Annotated in this window: 11 protein-coding genes; 1 reads left to right on the top strand and 10 read right to left on the bottom strand. The window is 44.0% G+C overall.

Going from position 1 to position 20,206, the window contains the following annotated elements; translation table 11 throughout:
• Positions 1-52: 52 nt before the first annotated feature.
• From M0N77_RS03420 to M0N77_RS03385, 8 genes are all read right to left on the bottom strand, one after another.
• Entirely contained in the window at positions 53-991 is a 939-nt protein-coding gene (locus M0N77_RS03420; protein ID WP_353103548.1) for a hypothetical protein, read from the bottom strand.
• 236 nt (positions 992-1,227) lie between these two features.
• Positions 1,228-2,295 carry an N-acetyl-gamma-glutamyl-phosphate reductase gene (gene argC / locus M0N77_RS03415; RefSeq protein ID WP_353103546.1) on the bottom strand — a complete coding sequence of 356 codons (1,068 nt, stop codon included), beginning with the start codon at positions 2,293-2,295 and terminating at the stop codon, positions 1,228-1,230.
• Positions 2,296-2,354: 59 nt separating this feature from the next.
• Positions 2,355-3,506, bottom strand: a complete 1,152-nt coding sequence (gene hemE, locus M0N77_RS03410) for a uroporphyrinogen decarboxylase (protein ID WP_353103544.1) — start codon at positions 3,504-3,506, stop codon at positions 2,355-2,357.
• Between the two features lie 138 nt (positions 3,507-3,644).
• A complete protein-coding gene (gene proB, locus M0N77_RS03405; protein ID WP_353103542.1) occupies positions 3,645-4,817 on the bottom strand; it encodes a glutamate 5-kinase in 1,173 nt (390 codons plus the stop codon).
• 104 nt (positions 4,818-4,921) lie between these two features.
• Positions 4,922-6,145, bottom strand: a complete 1,224-nt coding sequence (gene cgtA / locus M0N77_RS03400; RefSeq protein ID WP_353103541.1) for an Obg family GTPase CgtA — start codon at positions 6,143-6,145, stop codon at positions 4,922-4,924.
• A 223-nt stretch (positions 6,146-6,368) separates the two neighbouring features.
• Positions 6,369-7,808 carry a glyceraldehyde-3-phosphate dehydrogenase gene (locus M0N77_RS03395; RefSeq protein ID WP_353103539.1) on the bottom strand — a complete coding sequence of 480 codons (1,440 nt, stop codon included), beginning with the start codon at positions 7,806-7,808 and terminating at the stop codon, positions 6,369-6,371.
• A gap of 321 nt (positions 7,809-8,129) precedes the next feature.
• Entirely contained in the window at positions 8,130-9,326 is a 1,197-nt protein-coding gene (locus tag M0N77_RS03390) for a lipocalin family protein (RefSeq protein ID WP_353103538.1), read from the bottom strand.
• 209 nt (positions 9,327-9,535) lie between these two features.
• Positions 9,536-10,777: an NUDIX domain-containing protein gene (locus M0N77_RS03385; protein WP_353103536.1), complete on the bottom strand. Its 1,242-nt coding sequence runs from the start codon at positions 10,775-10,777 to the stop codon at positions 9,536-9,538.
• A 202-nt stretch (positions 10,778-10,979) separates the two neighbouring features.
• Here M0N77_RS03385 and hemP point away from each other — a divergent pair, with 202 nt between their 5' ends.
• Positions 10,980-11,138, top strand: a complete 159-nt coding sequence (gene hemP, locus M0N77_RS03380) for a hemin uptake protein HemP (RefSeq protein WP_371834215.1) — start codon at positions 10,980-10,982, stop codon at positions 11,136-11,138.
• A gap of 68 nt (positions 11,139-11,206) precedes the next feature.
• Here hemP and M0N77_RS03375 read toward each other — a convergent pair whose 3' ends face one another.
• Together M0N77_RS03375 and M0N77_RS03370 are read right to left on the bottom strand one after the other, a co-directional pair.
• Complete coding sequence (locus M0N77_RS03375) at positions 11,207-16,195, bottom strand: translocation/assembly module TamB domain-containing protein (RefSeq protein ID WP_353103533.1); 4,989 nt, start codon at positions 16,193-16,195, stop codon at positions 11,207-11,209.
• 146 nt (positions 16,196-16,341) lie between these two features.
• Positions 16,342-20,022, bottom strand: a complete 3,681-nt coding sequence (locus tag M0N77_RS03370) for a BamA/TamA family outer membrane protein (RefSeq protein WP_353103531.1) — start codon at positions 20,020-20,022, stop codon at positions 16,342-16,344.
• Positions 20,023-20,206: the final 184 nt, after the last annotated feature.

Raw genomic sequence — 20,206 nt, 5'->3', positions numbered from 1 at the left:
TGCCCGTAAAGCTTGATAGATAGCTATGATTTAGGATAAAACCACAGAGGGCTCAAGGCTCTATAGGGGAGTGATCGACTTCTGGCAAATCTATTAAGGAGATGGGCATATTATCTACCTTAGCTCCAAGCTCCCAATCATATAACTGCTCAACGGTTTGACCGTCCGCCTCTAAGGTTAATTTCACTTGCATAGGTTTGAAAGTGTTGGGCATTACGAAACGGCCGCGAATACGAGCAATACCTTCGATCAAATAACGCTTAGGGTCTAATGGTATCTCGACAAAATCGTCATCGTTAAGCAAGCTCAAACTGACGTTTAAATACTTAGCTTGACTGTCTTTACTAAGCATGGCCACATCAAAACCATACTCAAAAGCATTCTCTGGCAATGGTTCAATCTTAGCTGCCATCACTTGCAAAGGTAGACCACCAGTTTTACTAAGGGCTTGGGCATATAGCTCGTTTAGCTGACTGATTTGTCTGTTTTCAATACTAAGCTCTTTTTGGTTTTGACGCAGCTCATCTAAATTATTAAGACTTATGGTCAACTCTTGCTTGGCTATCGCTACTTGATTGCTCAGCACTTTATGACTAGTGCGCAGCTCTTCAAGCTCTTGTACTGTCATCTGACCGCTATCTACCGCTTTTTTGGTTTCTGCCTGCGCCGCGTGGTAACCGCGCTGATAACCAAAATTATGACCAAAGATAAGTCCGACTATCGCTGTCAGTAGTATCACCGCCGCAAACAGCGCTAATATCCATGATGCCGCGCCCGTCTGACTGCTTTGTAAGCTAGTCTTATAAACTTTAAAAGTACCGCTTTTAGCTTGATTTTGGTTAGGCGCAAACTTCTTAGAATCGCTAACCTGCCTACTATCACTACTAGCTGTTACAGCCTTATTTAGTGACGATTTATAAGAGAATAGAGTCGCTTGACACGGTAAATGTGCTGGCTGCAAGCGCAAGCGGAGGGCAGTCTTAACACGCATCTGGACAGTATCTCTTTAGAAGAAAGGCGATGTATTATAACGGAATTTATTGGCAATACCTAGCATCGCACCGTAAGCGCAGTGAATCAGCAGTCAATAGTGGCTGTCAGACAAACCTCACTATGGCTACAGATTACGGGTTAATCAAGCTATAAACGAATAGTTTAAGCTAAAAAACAATGCTCTAAAAAATAGCTAAACACTCATTAAAGCAAAGTAAACTAAGGCATAGTAAATTAAGGCACAATAGGCGCTGCGTTTAACCCTAGCTTTTCATCAAAGCCAAACATCACATTTAGGTTTTGTACGGCCTGTCCTGCTGCGCCTTTAACTAAGTTATCTTGTACGACTAACACGGTTAGCTCACGACGCTCATTGTTTTGATAGATGCCAATACGCAAACGATTGCTAGCGCGGACACTGCGAGTATCAGGGTAGCTACCCGCTGGCAACACATCAATAAAAGCCTCGCTAGCATAGTTTGTCTCAAACTCATGCTGCCAGTCGATAGCAGTACCCGCCTCTGTCAGCTCCAAATGAATGGAGCTTAACATACCACGTATCATCGGTACTAAATGCGGCAAAAACCGAATACGCTGACTAAATTGACTGGCCAGTAGTTGCTCAACCCCTTGCTCAATCTCAGGCAAATGCCGATGACCGGTAACGCCATAAGCTTTGAAATTGTCGGTAGTCTCTGCATAATTGAGCGCTAGGCTAGCTTGACGCCCCGCCCCAGAAACTCCAGATTTTGCATCGATAATGATACGTGACTCTATCAAGCGCTCGCTTTTATTATTTTGCAAACTGATAATAGGTTTTAGGCCTAAGATAGCGGTCGTTGGATAACAGCCTGGATTGCCTACTACCATAGCATTCGCTAATTTATCGCGGTTGATCTCTGGCAAACCATAAACTGCGCTTTTTAATAATTCGGGACACGCATGGGTTTGGTTATACCATTTTTCAAACTCTACCAAAGATTGCAGACGAAAATCAGCGGCTAAGTCAATAACTTTGACGCCCGCCTCAGTTAAAGCCTCAGCTTGCTGCATAGCGACACCATGCGGAGTGGCAAAAAACACTACATCACATTTTTGTAGCGCTGCTAGTGTATCTTGCCCTAAATCGCTAAAGACGATGTCGGAGATACCGCGCAGACTTGGAAAGATCTCATCAGCGCGAATACCTGCTTCGCTACGAGAGGTTAATAAATCAATAGACACTTCAGGATGGGCTGACAATAGCCGAATAAGCTCAATACCTGTATAACCAGTACCACCGACAATCGCTGCTGAAATCATAACCCATCCTTTTTAATTACTTTTATAAAGCTAATATTTATACCACAACTCTTTGTGCGCTAAATCTTGTAGTCATGTACCGCATCGATAAAGACTTTAGCATTGTCCGGATTGACCCATTGAGTAATACCGTGGCCCAAATTGGCAATATAGCCTGTCTTATCGCCGCCAGCATAAGCGCCGTCTAGCATAAGCTTGACCTCGCTACGAATCGTCTCAGGAGAGCCATACAGAGTCGCCGGATCCATATTACCTTGGATAGCTTTGCTACCTTGCAAAGTTTTATGACGTTTGGTCAAATCACGCTGACTTTGATTCAAGACTTGACGGGCACGCTCAAGTGGCATCGTCCAATCTAGACCTAAGGCATCCGCTTCGCTATCGGCTTGTACATCAAGCCACAAACCGCCACCTTTAGTAAATAATACTACCGGCACCTGAGGATGACGCTTCTTTAACTCAGCGACAATACGCTTATTATAATTGTGTGAGAAATCGATAAATTGGCGATGACCTAATGCGCCGCCCCAACTATCAAATATTTGCAGGATCTGCGCGCCAGCAACTACTTGCGCGTCCAAATAATCAATGACGGCATTAGCAATCTTATCTAGCAGCTGATGCAAAAACTGAGGATTGCTATATAAAAAGCCTTTGGTATAGCGATAATCTTTTGAGCTGCCGCCCTCAATCATATAAGTCGCTAGTGTCCATGGACTACCAGAAAAACCAAATAGTGGCACTTGGCCGTTCAGCGCTTTACGAATACTCGTGACTGCTCGCATCACATAATCAAGTGAATCGTTAACCTCCAAAACAGGCAGACGATCAAGGTCTGCTTGAGTACGGATAGGATACTTAAATTTTGGACCTTCACCAGTCTCAAAATACAAACCTAAACCCATCGCATCAGGAATAGTCAAAATATCACTGAACAAAATGGCAGCATCCAGATCCATACGACGCAGCGGCTGTAGTGTCACCTCAGTAGCCCGATCGGTGTCTTTACACAGACTCATAAAATCGCCTGCTTCAGCACGAGTCGCCTTATATTCTGGTAGATAACGCCCTGCTTGACGCATCATCCAGACTGGAGTCATATCTATAGGCTCAAAGCGCATCGCTCGCAATAATCTATCGTTTTTTAGTGGCGCAAAATTATGCTCATTTGCAGCGTTAGCGTTTGATAAAGTGCTACTTGAAACACTCATGGATGATCTCCAAAATCAGAAATTTATTGTCATTATCAATAATTAAATAAAGATTATTAATTAAATGTAAACATAGTTTTCATAAGTCTTAAATAAAACAAGCTATGTTAAATAAAGCTTTGCCATTAAAAATTAAAACTAAGAAGTTAAAGCTAGATTATCGCGGTGTACCATAACCACACGCTCTTCATGGCTACCAAGGATTTTATCAAACTGCTCTGTACGCTCGCGGGCGACGCGGCGTGCTTCATGCGAAGAGAAGTTCACTTGACCGACCGCTAAGCGCTCGCCAGTATCTTGATGAATAATCTCAACCACATCGCCTTCATCAAAACCGCCCCGAACCTCCACTACCCCAACCGGTAATAGACTACGGTTATTCTCAGTCAAAGCTTTTGCCGCCCCAGCGTCTACTATTAAGCTACCTGACATACGCAAATGCGCCGCGAGCCACTGCTTACGAGCGATGATTTTGTCCGCTTCATTGGTAGTGAGTAGAGTCCCAATCGCCTCGCCTGAAACCACGCGAGTAATCACATCGGCGATTGCGCCGCTGACGATAACGGTCGGGCAACCACCCATTGCCGCTAAGCGGCCAGCCCGGATTTTGGTCAACATACCGCCGCGGCCCAATTTGCCACCATCGCCAGCGATATCAAACAAATAATCCGCCATAGCGCGCTCTTGACGAATCATTCTAGCATTAGGATTATCGCGCGGGTTATCGGTAAACACTCCTTCTTGATCGGTCAAGATGATATATAAGTCGGCGTTTACCATAGCGGCTGACATCGCCCCTAAAGTATCGTTATCACCAAATTTGATCTCATCAATCGTGATGGTATCGTTCTCATTGATAACCGGTAATACTCGCCACTCTAATAACTGACTCAGTGCGCCGCCAGTATTGAGATAACGGCTACGATTGGATAAGTCGTCATGCGTTAACAATAACTGAGCGCTTTGCACGCCGTGTTGAATAAGCGCTGACCACCAGGTCTCAATCAAACCCATTTGACCAATAGAAGCACAAGCTTGAAGAGCCGTAAGCTTTTTAGGACGCTCCTCCAAGTTCATGCGCACCACGCCCTCAGCAACCGCACCTGACGATACTAACAAAACCTCCATACCTTGATTATGTAGTTTGGCAATTTGTTTGGCCCAACCATAAATAGCAGTTCGATCAAGCCCGCGACCATTATTGGTCAATAACGATGAGCCAATCTTGACAATAACGCGTCGAATATCAAAGTTACGAGGCTGCTCAATAAACCTTGCTTCTTCTGTCGTTTGTTCCATGTCAACTGCCATAAAAAACTCCTGTTGTTTATCTTAAGTATGAATTACTGATTAGTGCTAATAACTGCTAATGCTAGTGCTGTTGAGGTTAATAAATGCCAGTGTTTACTATAACCTTAAGGCACATAAACGACTTCTACGCCATCATCATCGTCATCATCAAAGTCAGTGAGATTATCCACACTGATGTCTCTACCTTCACGCTGGGCTTTACGCGCTGCCCGATAAGCTTCGCGCTGAGCTTCAGTGTTACGGCGTACTTCAGCCTCTAAACGCTCAAAACGCTCTTTTTGTGCTTCGGCAAAAATAGGATCCTCTAATTCGCGCTCGCGCTCGCGCTCAATCTCGTTCATTAAGTGGTACTTAACTGCGTCCACTCCTTCACCAGTAAGGGTTGAGGTGCGAAAAACGATACCTGTCCAGCCAAGCTCTGCCACAATATGAGTACATAACTGATTAAGCTCAGTTTCATCAACGATCTGGTCAATTTTATTTAATACCAAGATTTGCGGCAAATTAGCTAACTCTGGCGAAAAACGCTCAAGCTCGTTTAAGATAATATTAGCATTTTCAACCGGGTCACTACCATCTATAGGCTGTACATCTACTATATGCAGTAATCGGCGAGTACGAGCAACATGCTTCAAAAAGCGAATGCCAAGACCCGCACCTTCTGAGGCGCCTTCAATCAGCCCTGGTATATCAGCCATTACAAAAGAGCGATGTTTACCGATATCCACTACGCCCAAATTGGGTACTAAAGTGGTAAAAGGATAATCAGCGACTTTAGGAGTAGCGGCAGACACTTGACGGATAAAGGTCGACTTGCCAGCATTAGGCAGACCGACTAAGCCCACATCCGCGACGACTTTTAGCTCAAACTTCAATACTTTCAGCTCGCCCTCAAAACCGGAGGTGGCTTTACGCGGTGCTTGGTTGGTTGAGCTCTTAAAATGAGTATTTCCTAAACCGCCATCACCGCCTTTAGCGATAAGTAAAGTCTGCCCAATCTCCGTCAGATCACCGATAACCTCATCGGTTTCAGTATCGATAACCGTAGTACCTATAGGGACTGGCAAGTAAATATCGTCAGAGCCTTTGCCTGAGCAGTTTTTACTATGACCATTCTCGCCGCGGCGCGCATCATAACGGCGAGTATAACGATAATCTACCAAAGTATTGGTATTATCATCAGCGATGACATAAACATCACCGCCACTTCCGCCATCACCGCCATCAGGACCACCTCGAGGGACGTATTTTTCTCGGCGAAAACTGACGATACCGTTACCACCGTCACCTGCTTTTACCGTTACGACGGCTTCATCAATAAATCGCATGCTACGTTCCTTTCATTACTATTTGAGTACTACTAAATTATTCATTTTTTAAAATATTAAGTCTATAAAATATATTTGAGTCTATAGTCATTAATATCAACAACACCCGATAACCAATGCGACTATCGGGTGCTCTATAAGCGGCTCAACATAGCTGACCTATAAAGGCTTATCGCTACTTTATGCCGACTTGCTCTTCTATGCGCCCAACCGTAGGCTAACGTTATGCTGGGATTTGCGTATAGCTAATACCAGCCATTTGACCAGCGATACGCAGTACCTGAGTACTATAACCAACTTCATTATCGTACCAAATATAGACTGTAGCATGATTATCTGTGACGATAGTCGCTTGCGCATCAACGATACCGACATGCTTAGTACCGACAAAATCAGTAGAGACCGCTTCAGTAGAATCAGTGTAAGCAATTTGTGATTGCCAAGTACTACTATTAGCCATCTTACGCATAAAGTTATTTAGCGCATCAACACTCTCTGGAGCGGTTTTTAGATTTAGGTTCAAGATAGCTAGGCTGACGTTTGGCGTTGGCACTCGAATCGCATTACCCGTTAGTTTACCACTTAATTCTGGTAAAGCTTTACCGACCGCTTTTGCCGCGCCAGTACTGGTAATGACCATATTTAATACCGCGCTACGACCACGGCGATCAGCTTTATGGTAATTATCAATCAAGTTTTGATCATTGGTAAAAGAGTGAATGGTCTCAACATGACCATTTTCAATCCCATATTCATCATTTAACACTTTTAGCGTTGGGGTAATGGCGTTAGTAGTACAGCTAGCAGCACTGACGATTTTGTCATCGCCGATAGTATCGCTATTTACTGCATAAACGACGTTTTTGATGTTACCGCCGGCAGGTGCCGTTAATAATACTTTTTGGACGCCTTTAGCCTGCAAATGCTTACCAAGGCCGTCTTCATCTTTCCAGATGCCAGTGTTATCAATAACTAACGCATTATCGATACCATAAGCAGTATAATCAATCTCGCTTGGATCTTTGGCATAAATCACTTGCACAAAACGGCCATTAATAATAATACCGTTATTGTCTTCATCAACGCTAACGCTACCTGTGAAACTGCCATGAATAGAGTCGCGCTCAAGTAGTGAGGCACGCTTTGCCAAATCACCAGCAGGAGCTGGACGTACTACGATAGCCTTTAGCTGTAGACCTTTAGCGCTTGAAGCTTGAGCGAGTAACAACCGAGTCAAGACTCGACCAATACGACCAAAGCCATAAAGCACCACATCAGTAGCTTCATTAGTCGCCTTACTCTTATCAACCGCTTGTAGAGCTTGCTTTACATCGCTATCAATAACGATCAACTGGCCAGCATCAACACTAGCAGCAGTGACATCACTGTCCATTAGTGTTTTTACGATAGCTAAGGTATCTTCAATAGCAATAGGCTGATCGCCATGATTGCGAGTCGCTGACTTTTGATGTAGAGCTAACAGTTGTCCTACTGAGCTGGCGTCAAGCGTTTCACCAAATAAAGTCACTTGCACGTCTTTTTCATTGTAGAGGGTGTTAAGTAGGCTCATCAATTCAATAGCTTGTTGCTCTTGATTATTGTATTGGCTCAAACGGTTTTGATGAAGTTGGCGTAAAGTATCAGCGTTGCTCACTGGAAGCATCCTTATGGTCAGTAAATGAATAAAAGATAAAAGCAGACAAAAATAACTTTGCTATATAAATAGTTGATTATAAGCGCTTAATAAAACCCATAGCTACTTTATAACTAAAGGCTAATCAAAGGCGCTAAATGGCGTAGATTTTAGCTTAAAAAGCTTTATTTTGCCAGTAATAACCGATTTGGTTGCATCAATTGAGCTATAAATAAAAAGACAACCGCTATGGCTGTCTCCTATAATACAGACTATTACTGAGGTCGCTACTTGCTATCTTCAACCCCTAACCGCTTGTCAGCTAAATCAATCCTACGACAATACTAAAACTCAAGGTATTAATTTAACCGTTTGATTGGCATGCGGAGTTAAGGTGAATTCTTTTAGATCATAACCTTGAGTCTGTGCAATCTGACGATACTTAGCGTAAGTTTGCTGTGAGACATTAGGCGAGCGGGCCAGTAGCCATAAATACTTCTTATCGGGCGTGCCGACCAAAGCCGTTTGATAATCTCCATCACGAGCAAGCACCCAATAATCAGCACGACCTACCGGTAACCAGCGAATCCATGAAGGCAAGAAAGTCACCTTTAATTTGCTTCCCGTAGTATCAGCCGGTTTTGCCAAACCCTCCGCTACAATCTGTGAGCCTTGTTGATCTAAGCATTTATTAGTAACAATAATACCTGAGCCATCTGTTTTTTCAGTATAGTTAGCGGTGACATCGCTTGCACAGTTACGCTGAAAGTACATCGGCAAGCGCCCTATCTCATGCCAAGTTCCGGCGTATTTATCCAAATCTACTTTGTCTACGGTCGTTGGCTCATTAGCGGACTTATAAATAATAGCATCCGGCTTGATATCAATCGTTGCTGTAGAATTAGTGCTAGTAGCATTTGTATTTGCCAGCGGCGGAGTGGGAGTAGCCGCATAAGCTGAAAAGGCCGCTAACGGTATAATAATAGCTAGGGCAATACCAGTATGCTTAAGAAGACTGGTCATAAATATTCTCTCCGAAACGGGATTAGTAGTAGTCATATTATTTTGCTTATAGTTGTTTTTATTATTGAGTTCAGCATTATTAAGCTTAGCCTTTTCAGCTGCTATTTTCTCAGAGTCTCTGTTGTGTATAAAGCCCCTATTTTCTAATGGGGGTTTTTCTGCTACTGGTTTTTTGCCAGGCAGTGTTTCAGACAGTTTCGATTTTTGCGTGCTGTTAGTAGCCGCTTTTTTGTAGCCACCGCTTATATCACTAGTGGCACTGCTAGTGTCAGAGCTATGAGAGCTATGAGAATTATAAGAGCTATGAGCTGATGCATAGGTCAAGTAATTCGCATCGTTACTAGCTGCGTTAATAGAGCGGGTATTAGTAAGTTTGTTATCCTGCTCGCTAGCAAAACAGCACTCGTCGTTAGCTGAGAAGCTGAGTGTTTGAGGGATGTTGGTCTGTTTAGCCTGAGACCCGGCTGACTGGCTATGATAGCAACTATCATACGAGTCTGACTTAGGTAACTGGTTGGCTTTCATAGGAATACCATTAATATATATGTCTTTAATTTAGATCATTAATTTATGTATTCCATAATAGGGATGGAGAATAACATTAAGTAGTGGAGCTATGTATGTAAAAGCTACGGTTTGTAAAATTATTCAAAATTATTAGCTTTATCAACTACATAGTAACTAAATAGTTGCCTTTTATTGAATATGAGTAATATTTTAGCTTTAGTGTTAAATTAGCCCTTTAAAAAACTACCAATGCCCGCAACACTACTCGCTCCATACTCGACAGCTGTAGCCAGCATCGTTGGCGTTAATCCGCCTAATGCAATCACTGGCATATCCGCTAACTGTGCCAAAGCGGACCACTGCTGCCAACCCAGCGCTGGGCTATCAGGATGGCTGTTAGTAGCCAAAACTGGTGATAAAAATATCGCGATAACTGGCGCTAATCCCTGCAGTAAACGCAGCTGAGCCAACTGATTGGCTGCCTTGATACTAGCGCTATCATGACAACTAACGATCAGCCCAGTAGTCGCCGTACAGTTATCAAGCTTAAGTAAGTTTAACTCCGTATCGCTAATTTTATTAGCTAGCAAATGCTGCTTTTGCCGCTGATAGCTAGTAAACCAAGTCATAAGCTCATTATGGGTCAAATGATAAGCGCTAATAGGTAAGCTATCACCCTTAGCATTTGGCTTGCTGCTCACTGTCTCGCCTTGTACATGTTTAGTCAAATAATTAGCTAGGTAAATAGTTTTACCCACTTTGTAGGGAATGATGACGCTAATATCAGCTCTAAGTTCTAATAATTGTCTGATGATATCGACCTCTATATCGTCACTGTTTTGCGCCTGTAATGTTGCTGTTTTAAGACGCAGGTAACACCAGCCTTTACTGGGAAGCTTAGGCTGATGGTACGCTAGCCACTTTTGCGCGGCCTCATTGACTAAGTCCTGCTCGCTCCCCTGCGACCGCTTAAAGGGCGCTAAAGGCTGCGTGATAGTGATCTGCTCTGGCAGCTTTAACCAAGTCAAAATAGTTTGGTTGGCAGCAGGTAGCGGATAATGATTATTCACAAGCGATGGCTTATCTACCCAAGTCAACGCCTGTCCTTCAAGACCAAAATCGCAGTGCTTATACTGCTGATATTGCTCAGCCGTTAACGCTACTTTATAGACCTGCAAACAAACCTGTTTATCCCCATAATCATGATGCAGCCGTCCGAGCTTTACCGCTGTATTGGCGCTAATATCGATACCGGTTTCCTCCGCAGTTTCGCGTATCAAAGCGGCGACAGCTGTCTCCTCGCTATCAATCTTACCGCCGACAAACTCATAGCGATCGCCTTGATGCTGCTCACTATTACGATAGCCCAATAGATACTGATCTTGATAATAAATAACAGCGACAGCGACATTGACGACTCGCGGATGCTTTTGTATAACTGGCTCAAGAGAGGTTGAAGTAGGGGACATAAAAAGCTCCTAAATTTAAAAGTAAAATGTTTGAATATTTAAGTTCAAAAAGTATCTCATAAGCTTAAATCAATCATAACAACGCTATTCATTTAATTTATAAAAACACTTGCAAAAGACTTTAATGTAAATGATAATTATTATCGTTAAGATAATTTATTTATTGGTGTATCATTTTTATTAAAAGGAATTCATTATGAGTATGGTCATCTCTCGCTACCTACATAGCCGCGACAACCGCCTACCTACCCTACAATCTCAGCATTTATTCGCCCTGACAAAAGAGGTGCGAATTGAGCATGAAGGCGAGGAATATCGTCTGCGTTTGACTCGCAATAATCGTTTGATTTTGACTAAATAATCGCTGATAGCTTTGTTAATCCATAAAAAACGCCTTTTTATAAAGGCGTTTTTTATATCTAAAACTATCTAAAACTGCCAACTATAAACCACATCGACTGCGTTTTCGGCAGCAGAGGTCGCCTCAACGTAGATACGGCGAGTCAGCTGATAACGCACTGACAAGCTGTTTTCGGCATTGAATACGCCTACTCCATAACGGATGTATAAATCTGGTGATATGTAACCGGTAACGTTAACGTTGGTATCTTCGCTATTGCCTGAAGCATCCACCGTCAAGCTTTGAAAGCCGAATGCTTGTCCAATCTGATTGGTAAAACCGCGCGTACCACTCAAGCCAAAGTTAAGACCGGCCGCCGCTAAGTTATTGGTCACTTGCGATTTAAAGCCCTGCTCACTGATTTGGCTTGGGCTACCATCATTGATACGGCCAGTAACCAAAGCGTTCATCGCTTGTTGCTGCGTGAGTCCGGCATTATTAAAGACAATAATATTTGGATTTTGAGCAGTGCCCTTGACGCGTACGCCAACGGTATTATCATCGATAATCTTCACCGCCTCAATACTTAGGTTTGGCTTCATCACATCGCCATTAAAGCGTATTTGACCGTAATTAAGCTCTAAGTTTTGACCAAAAATGTCGACACTGGTTCTTTTTGAGACTTGCACTACCCCTTTAGCGCGCATAACGCCCATGCCGCTTTGAGTGATATTAACCGCTCCTGCTAACGGAATCACAGCGCCAAAACCGCGGAAATTGATATCATCGCCCAAATCAATACCGATATCAGCATTGATTGACCAAGGTTTTGAAACTTTTAACACCTCATCGATATTACCGATCAGACGTCTATCAAGCACTACGGCATCTTCGGTCTGGGTAATAATATCTTCGCTAGCCTCAGGGGGACGGATAGTCGCGGTTGGCACACTTACCGCACCTTTGATATTGACGTATTTATCGCTTGGACGCACGATAATATCGATGTCAGGGTTGACCTCTGCTGTTAATAACGGCGGCTGAGTCAATACTAACCGCTCGCCTATAATACTAAGCTTGGCTTGCAATTGTTGTTGCCAGTTTACCGTACCGGTAAGTTTACCAGTGCCAGTGCCACTGTTAAAACTGCCATCAATAATGGCTTCGGTACCGCGTATCTTAGCAGTCGTATTGACCCTAGTTAGATTGATCGGTAGCCCAAGCATAGCAATACGGCCATTGGCCAATTTGACATCGCCATAGAACTGCGGCTTATCTAGCGTACCGCCTAAGCCGCCTGCCATAGTGATATTACCTTCAAGCACCCGCATTCCTGGGAAGAAAGGTTTGAATACTGCCAAATTAAGCTCATTTAATACCAAAGCGCCGGAGATAGGTTTAGGGGTTTTATAAGGATCAACCACCACCTCAGCATAACCACGCGCGCCGCGACCAGTATTGATATCTGAGCGCAGTTTAATCCCTTCAGGAACGGATAGCGCAATCAGCGACACCCGTTTGTAGGGCAAGCTTACGGGCACTGAATCGCCATCTTGTATCAGGCCAATTTTGCCGTTATCTGAATATAAAGTGGTATTAATAGTAGGAGCGCGGCCTTTTTGCCAGCCCACGATAGCTTTGCCATTGATCTTCGCTTGCCAGTCTATATCGTTGGGTAAAAAGACAGAAAACAAAGACGTATCTAGATTTTGAATGGCTAGATTTACCTGCCCGCCAGTTGCTGAGGCGATGAGATTCTCACGCAGACACAGCTTGCCACTTTGGTCAGCAGCCTGCCAACAATGCGCGGCCAGTTGGACTTTTAATGGTTTATTATCCCCTTGCGGTAGATTCAAAATAAGCTGCGCTGGTTGCAACTGATTAAGCGTGGCGTATTTGGATTTGACACTACCGTTGCCGATAGCGCCGCGCCAAATGAGCTGATCGCGATTAAAACCCCCTTTTAGACGTGCCAAAACACTCAGCTGCTCATTCGCCACATTAAGATTGAGCACGTGCGCTTGTTCAGTGCCCTTAAAAGTCGCGTTAACTTTTTGGAAGGTTTGTCCTGCAACATCTAGACCCTCAGCGCTGACGATCAACTGGCTTGGGCTATTGGCTAGATTGACCAGCTTACCGCGCACTCGACCTTGACGTAAAATAAAACCGGGTAAGGCGATACGCTCACCTACCAAATCAATATAAATCGTTGGCAAAGCTTGTCCAGCCGGCTGTGATAGAGTCGCACCGCCACTGACTTTTCCAGCTAGCTTATCGGACAATTGATCTAAGCTGGTGATATTGATTTTGGCTTGTAGCTGTTTGGCATTGCCGTTAGCGGTTAAGTAGTTATCGCCCCAACGTAGCACTAAGTTATCAGCATTGAGACTGTCTACTAAAGCATTCACTTGCTTATACTTTGTCTCATTATCTTGAGCTTGCAAGCGCTTAAAGTAACTGGCTAAATCCTCTGGTAAGTTTAATTTAGCCGATAGACTGCCTCTAGCACTTAGCAGCTGGCCTTTTAGCATACCGCGTAAATTAATCTGCTGTAAGTTGACGATCTGCTGGTTTTTACCCCAGCGTCCATCGGTTTTTATGCTACCGGTGATAGTACTTGGCGTATCTTTGAGGAAATAGCCTAGATTGAAGCGATCCATAGTCGCTTTGATATCCCAAGCGATACCTTGACGCACATCTACCGTGCCAGCAGCATCGATACTGCCCGCTGCGCCAACGTGACGGAAACGTTTGATGCGAATCAGTTGACTATCACCACTAGCATCAATAGTTAATTTGCCTGCTGGTAGCTGCTCAGCATCTAAAACGCCATCAAAATTTATGGCAAAGCGCTGCAGCTTACCTTGTGCATTGCTGCCACTCTTGGCTTTGGGCTGTTGCCACTCGCCGCTAGTCACCAAATCACCAGTCAAAATAGCCGGATTGTTAGGCAAGAAATAACCCAAATCAAAATTATCAAAGCGGCCGGTGACGCTCCAACCGATGTTGCGGCGCAAGTCAATAGCACCTTTGGCTTTTAAGGCTCCAGCCTCACCGCTATAGTTTAATTTGCGAATGCTAATGAGCCTAGGAGTACCAGCAGCATCGATAGAAAGACGGCCATTAGGAACGTCTTTGGTCGCAACCCGTCCATCAAAACGGGCGTCAAATACTGAAAGCTCACCACCGATCAGATCAATCTTGGCATCGCCGCTACCAGTAATGCCAATAACTCGATCCTCTTGGCTAGCGTCCAACTGGGCTTGTAGATCAGTATTGTTAAAGCTAACAATATGACGCTGACCTTTGACTTTATTTTTGCTGATATTTATCAATCGGCCACGCGCATTTATCTTACCAGTTAGACGCTCAAGCGGTAAATCACTACGATATTGTTTTGGCAATAAACCTTTAGTACGCGCATCGAGCTGCCAAGTAAGCGGCCGCTGCTTGGTTGCTAGCTGAATTTGACCAGTGCCCGATAAGTCGCCTACTATGCCCTTATAATTAAGACGATTGATATCGATGATATTAGCGTTTTTGCGCACGCGCAGATCATAGTTGCCTTTTGGCGCGGCATTTAACTCATTAATAAAGGCACTGGCATCGACAGATAAGCTTGCGCCGCGCACGATGACATTGGCGCGGCCTTTTGGACTATCGATATTACCAATACTAGGCACATCACGACGAATCAAGTTCTGCCATCTTGCATCGATATAAATAGGAGCGGGTTGGGTCGATTTGGCGGATACTTTGCCGCGGACGATGTTGGCATTGATATGCTCGCCATCACGCTGACGCAAATCAGCAGCGACTTGTAGATTATTATTAAGGTTTTTTTGTTGATAATGGACAGACAATCTACCATTTAAGGTTTGCGGTGCATAAGCCTTGTAATCACTGTACTGCTCTGGAATCGCTTGGCGAACATTAAAGTTGCTGCCGACAGCCCTTACCTTGGCATCGAAGCTTTCGCTCCAATCTAGTATGCCCTGCAAAGTTAAACGACCGGCTGGCACATTGGCATCTAAGCGATCGATACGCAGTTGACTATTGGCGATGACAGCGCGGCCCTTATAATGCCCTGAGGGAATATCTTCGGCAGTAAGCTCAGTATTGATGCGCAATTGAATATCTGAGATGACCCCAGAAGCGGTTGCCATGCCATTCGTTAAGTGAATATTCTGCGCCTCAGCATAAGGAATTAACACATCATCCCATTGTAGTTTGGCATCAAAAGGTGAGCCTTTATCCAAACCTTGCGCGACAAACTCACCGCGGACATCACTATCATTATAGCGGCTACGCACTTTACCGATAGTGCGTTTGAGCGTGCCTGTGGCCTCAACATTAAGCGGATCAATATATGCTTTTTCAAGCGCACTCACTTCAACGATAGCGCTAAGATCTAGCGGATAATCACCTTGCAAATCGATCTCACCTTGCAAAGCGCTGACTTTGACGATATCACTATAAAACAGATTACCATTACCCACAGCGACTTGACTGCCCACCCAAGTCAAATCACGAGCCGCTATATCATGGACGATGACGGGCTCTTTAGTCACCTGCTTATAGACGATGGTTTTTATTTTGGCCTGATCAAAACGCAAGTTCACCGGCAGCCTAAGGGTTTTATAATCGTATGGATCGCCAGTAGGCGGCTTGGTATTGATAATCTCGATACGCTGAATATCAGCATCACGCAGATGTACCTCTTTGGCAAACACTGCGCGCCAGCCTATTTTGACATAAGCTTTGTCAACTTTGATTTCGATATCTTCAGTAGCATTGATATCTATATCGGTGACCATGATACCATCACGCAAATTACCGCTACCGTATTTAAGCTTGATGCCCGTCTCGCTACTGATTTTCTCCAGTAAAAACTTAGTTCCTGTATCAGTACCAGCAGCATAAAAAAATGCGGCAAACATCACTACCAGTACTATAGCTATTATCACCAAAAGCTTGAGCAAGAATGATAACGGATACCACCGACGTACCGCGCGGGCATCTCTTTGCGCTGGGTCTTCAGCTGAGGGATCGTTAGGTGGGGTATTATTATTCAACATGACACTCGATTAGGTAAGCAGTTAGATAAAATCATTAGTAGTCGGTAGCTAGCAACAAGACTTTATAAAGATTAAAATTTAGCTAAAGGTGGAGAGACTTAAGCTCTCACACCCTTATACATTAGTAGCTTATAAATAGCAGTAGCTTATAAAGGCGAGCCAATAAAGAAATGCAAACGAACAGGGATACTATCTTCTGTCACCCCTGCTGCCACATCGACACGCACTACTCCGACAGGAGACGCCCAGCGGATACCAACGCCAACACCGACCTTAGTATCAGTGTTAAAGTCTTTGTCGTAAGCGTTGCCCACATCGGTAAATACAGCGCCGCGAAACCCTGGTCTAAACTCATAGTTGTACTCAGCACTACCGACTGCTAACACTTGTCCGCCCGTTAGATAACCATTTTCTAATGGCGAAAGGCTCTCGTAGTCATAACCGCGAATGCTTTGATCGCCGCCTGCGAAGAAACGCAGCTTATAAGGCACCTCATAAAAGTCGTCCGCCCAGATATAACCGCCATTGAAACTTCCTAATACTTGATGCTTGTTATCTACACCAAAGCTATAGATACCACTGACACCAGCCCGAATAATGGCCAAATCAGTATCACTAAGTAAGCTCTCAGAGCCCGCCTCAATACCATAGTATTGACGATATCCGCTGGTAGGATTGATACTATTATTGACGCTAGTTTTGTTAATGCCATAACCGAATAATAGTGCTTGCTGAGTAGGTTTTGAGGAGGTAAAACGTACTGGTAAATCCTCTAACTTTGTCTCATCCACTCCAGTCTCTAGCTCATCCAAACGATAACGCAGCGAATAGCTCTTATTCCAACCACTCTCTTTACGAATATTGCGAGCTAACGCAGCTTTTAAGGTATTGGTGGATAAATCAAAATTACCCTCACCTTGATCGATAACCTCCTCTTCATAAGTCAGACGCGCCTCAAGCTTGTCATTAAGAGGATGTTTCCAAGGACGGCTGCCATATACAGTGACGTTTTTGCTGATGCGCGAAGCTTCTACTTCAGCGCCAGCTTGATAGCCTTTGCGGTTTACTAGGTTGTAGTCTATCTTGGCAGTAGCGCGCACGCCAGTGTCGGTGCCATAACCTAGGCCGACTTGGGCATCACGCGGCTTATCGGCAGAGACAAAGACATATAGAGGTACCTTTTTATCTACTAATACTTGTTCTGGGGTAATACGATTGGCTAAAGTAGGCGGTACAAAATTCTCATCGATAACCCGCTCTTCTTCTGGGAAGATTTTTTGGGCAATATTACTAATAGAGTCACTGATTTTGCCTAAGAAGTTCTCAGATTTCTTTTTCTTCTCATCCAGCACTCGATCATTAGGCAGACGGCTCAAACGATTGGCTTTATCTTTGACTGCTTGTAGTTTGCCTTGCGTCTCTTCATCCACCTGAAACTCAATAGGAGCAATATCAGCAGCGTCCACCTTGGCACCACTATTAGCGTTAATGCCCTCTGCGCTAACACCATTCGCAGCAGTCCCATCGCCACTGCTATCTCTGCTTTCAGGGTTTAAATTATTATTAATATTGTTAGTGTTGCTATTACGATTGGCACCGCTCATGGTAGAGCCATTGCCATTAACGCTGCCATTAGTAACATCATTATCGAGTTCATTATCTGCTACGTTTTCACCAGCATTTGGGGCATTATCAAAAGCTAAAGTACTACTAGCGCTACGCTCATCAGGCGGCAAAATGCTCTCAACGTTTACGGTATTAAAATAGCGTGTCGCAGATAAATCGTTACTTAACTTCGTAACATCAGGACGATAAAAAGGATCGCCTGCTTCAAAATTAAGCAGCTGACGTAACAAGGATAGCTCTACTGGCAGTTTATCAGGATCGCGCGTGAGCGTATTTGAAGCCTCATCATAAGTAAAAAACACTACCTCATCAAAATCGTAGCGCTCACCGGTATCATAAACTAAAGAGATATCAGCGGTGTTATCTGGCAAGATAATATCAACAGATTTATTCAGCCATTTTTCATCAAAATAGCCATAAGTACTACTTAGCGCTTCAAAAGCTGCCTTGCTGTTTTTGTAAACTCGGTGGTTAAACACATCCCCTTCTGCTGGCAAAGCGCTCTTCTCTAAAGCCTTAAACTCTTCTTGTTCGCTACCCTCACCGCGCACATCAACAATCCGGCTCTCCACTTTTACTGGCTCGCCAAGCTTTTCGATAATCACATCGATACTATTGGCATCAGGCTGACGTAGCTTTAGGGTAATATCATAGTAGCCTACCGCTTTTGCAGCATTAAGGGCAGTTTCACGCAAACGCGGCAAAGCGGCGGTAAAGTCAGCGACTGACTGTACCGTAGTATCATCAAGAGCGGCTTTAATATTATCAATGGGCTGAATATCTTCGTCGGCCTTTATTAGCTTTGGCATACGATTGGCGCTATTAGTAGTCGCTGCTTGTTGAAGATAAACAGTGGTTTCTACTTTAGGTAGAGCAGCTACGCCGCCATTGAAAAAACGATTATAAAGTCTTTTGACAATGCCGCCCTCATTACGAGCTAATGCTTTGGGCTTACTAGCTTGAGTCACACCTTCGGCAACGGCTTCGGTGTCACTTGTAGCTTGATAATCAGGCAGATAATCCTCTGGGTTAAGCTCGCCGTTTTGCTCTTCTAACCGCTCATCACTACTGGCTTGCTGCTTTGCTTCAGCAATAGTACTGATTGTATTATTCGTACCAGCTCCAGTGACCGAGCTATTCGACTTGGCGGCCAGTATTTTTTCAGGATTATCGTTTTGGAGAATATTGGCGCTATCATCGACTCGACCGCTGCTAACCGCGTCACTGACTTCAATAGGACGCGACATAATCTCTGCAGTTTCAGCCCGCTGCTGCGCTGTCTGTTCACTATTTAGTGTCTCAAGATTGTTGGGCGCAGGCAAGATAGCGGCATCTAGCTTAGGGTCTAAGCCTATCGGTAATTGCTGGCTATCAAGGCGAGCTATAGGTGCGTTAAAGCCATCGCCACTGGCTAAACTATCGACACTGTCATTAAAGCTGGCATCAAAGTTATCGTTAAAATTATCATTGAAACTAGTATCAAAATTATCATTTTGGCTACTATCAAAAGCGCTATCCATAAAAGCATTATTATCAGCATCTAAGGCGGCAAGTTCACGCTCGATTTGTTCAGGGGTCATCATCTGATAGCCTTGCTGCTGAATGGCAGTCGCTTGCTGCTGCAAAGCTAAATCACTCTCAAAACGCTCGGTATGGTTGATGTCACGATCATCATCCCAATTATCGTCTTTTGGATCAGCTAAGCCATTGCTGCTTTTTTCCGCTTTATTACCCTTATTATTGCTAGCATTATTGTTTTTATCTTTACTTTGTTGGCTATAGTCATCTAGTACCGACTTATCAATCTCACCTTGTTCAAAAGCTTTTCTTAAACGCAGCGCCTCTAAAGCCTCATCTAATTTCGCATCGGAGTCAAAATCAATAACAGTGTCATCAGTAGACTCTGTAGCTGCCGTGCTAGCCGCGGTTGTATTGCTGGTAGTAACTGGCTTTGTCTCAGTAAATCTAGTTTCAGCGGCATTAGCAGACGCTATAGTAAAACCGACTAACACACTAGTCACCGCATTAAATAACGCAGAGCGGGCAAAGGCATGACCACTGTTAACCCTAGCAGACGGTGCTCTACTTATTGCCGCTAATTGATAAGGCATAAGAGATGATGACGCGGCTAATGAGCGACTTGACGACGTTGATATCGTAGTCTTCACGGATGAATTAGGTAATAAGGGCTTACTTCTCATGAATAATAATATCCTATCATTTCATCTAGCGACCTGAGCACGGCATAACTGTCGATTAATGGCGCAAAAACTACTAGCTAATTACCACCTATAATCATCGGTGATTATGTTCTAATCGTAAAAATACTATCTAAAATCAACGCCTTAAAAGCAAGCCATTATAAAAACGTTACTTATAAATATT

It is taken from the genome of Psychrobacter sp. AH5, assembly GCF_040371085.1.
Classification (GTDB): domain Bacteria; phylum Pseudomonadota; class Gammaproteobacteria; order Pseudomonadales; family Moraxellaceae; genus Psychrobacter.
Note: the sequence above shows the minus strand (reverse complement) of the source record. Positions and strands in the feature narration are given on the sequence as shown.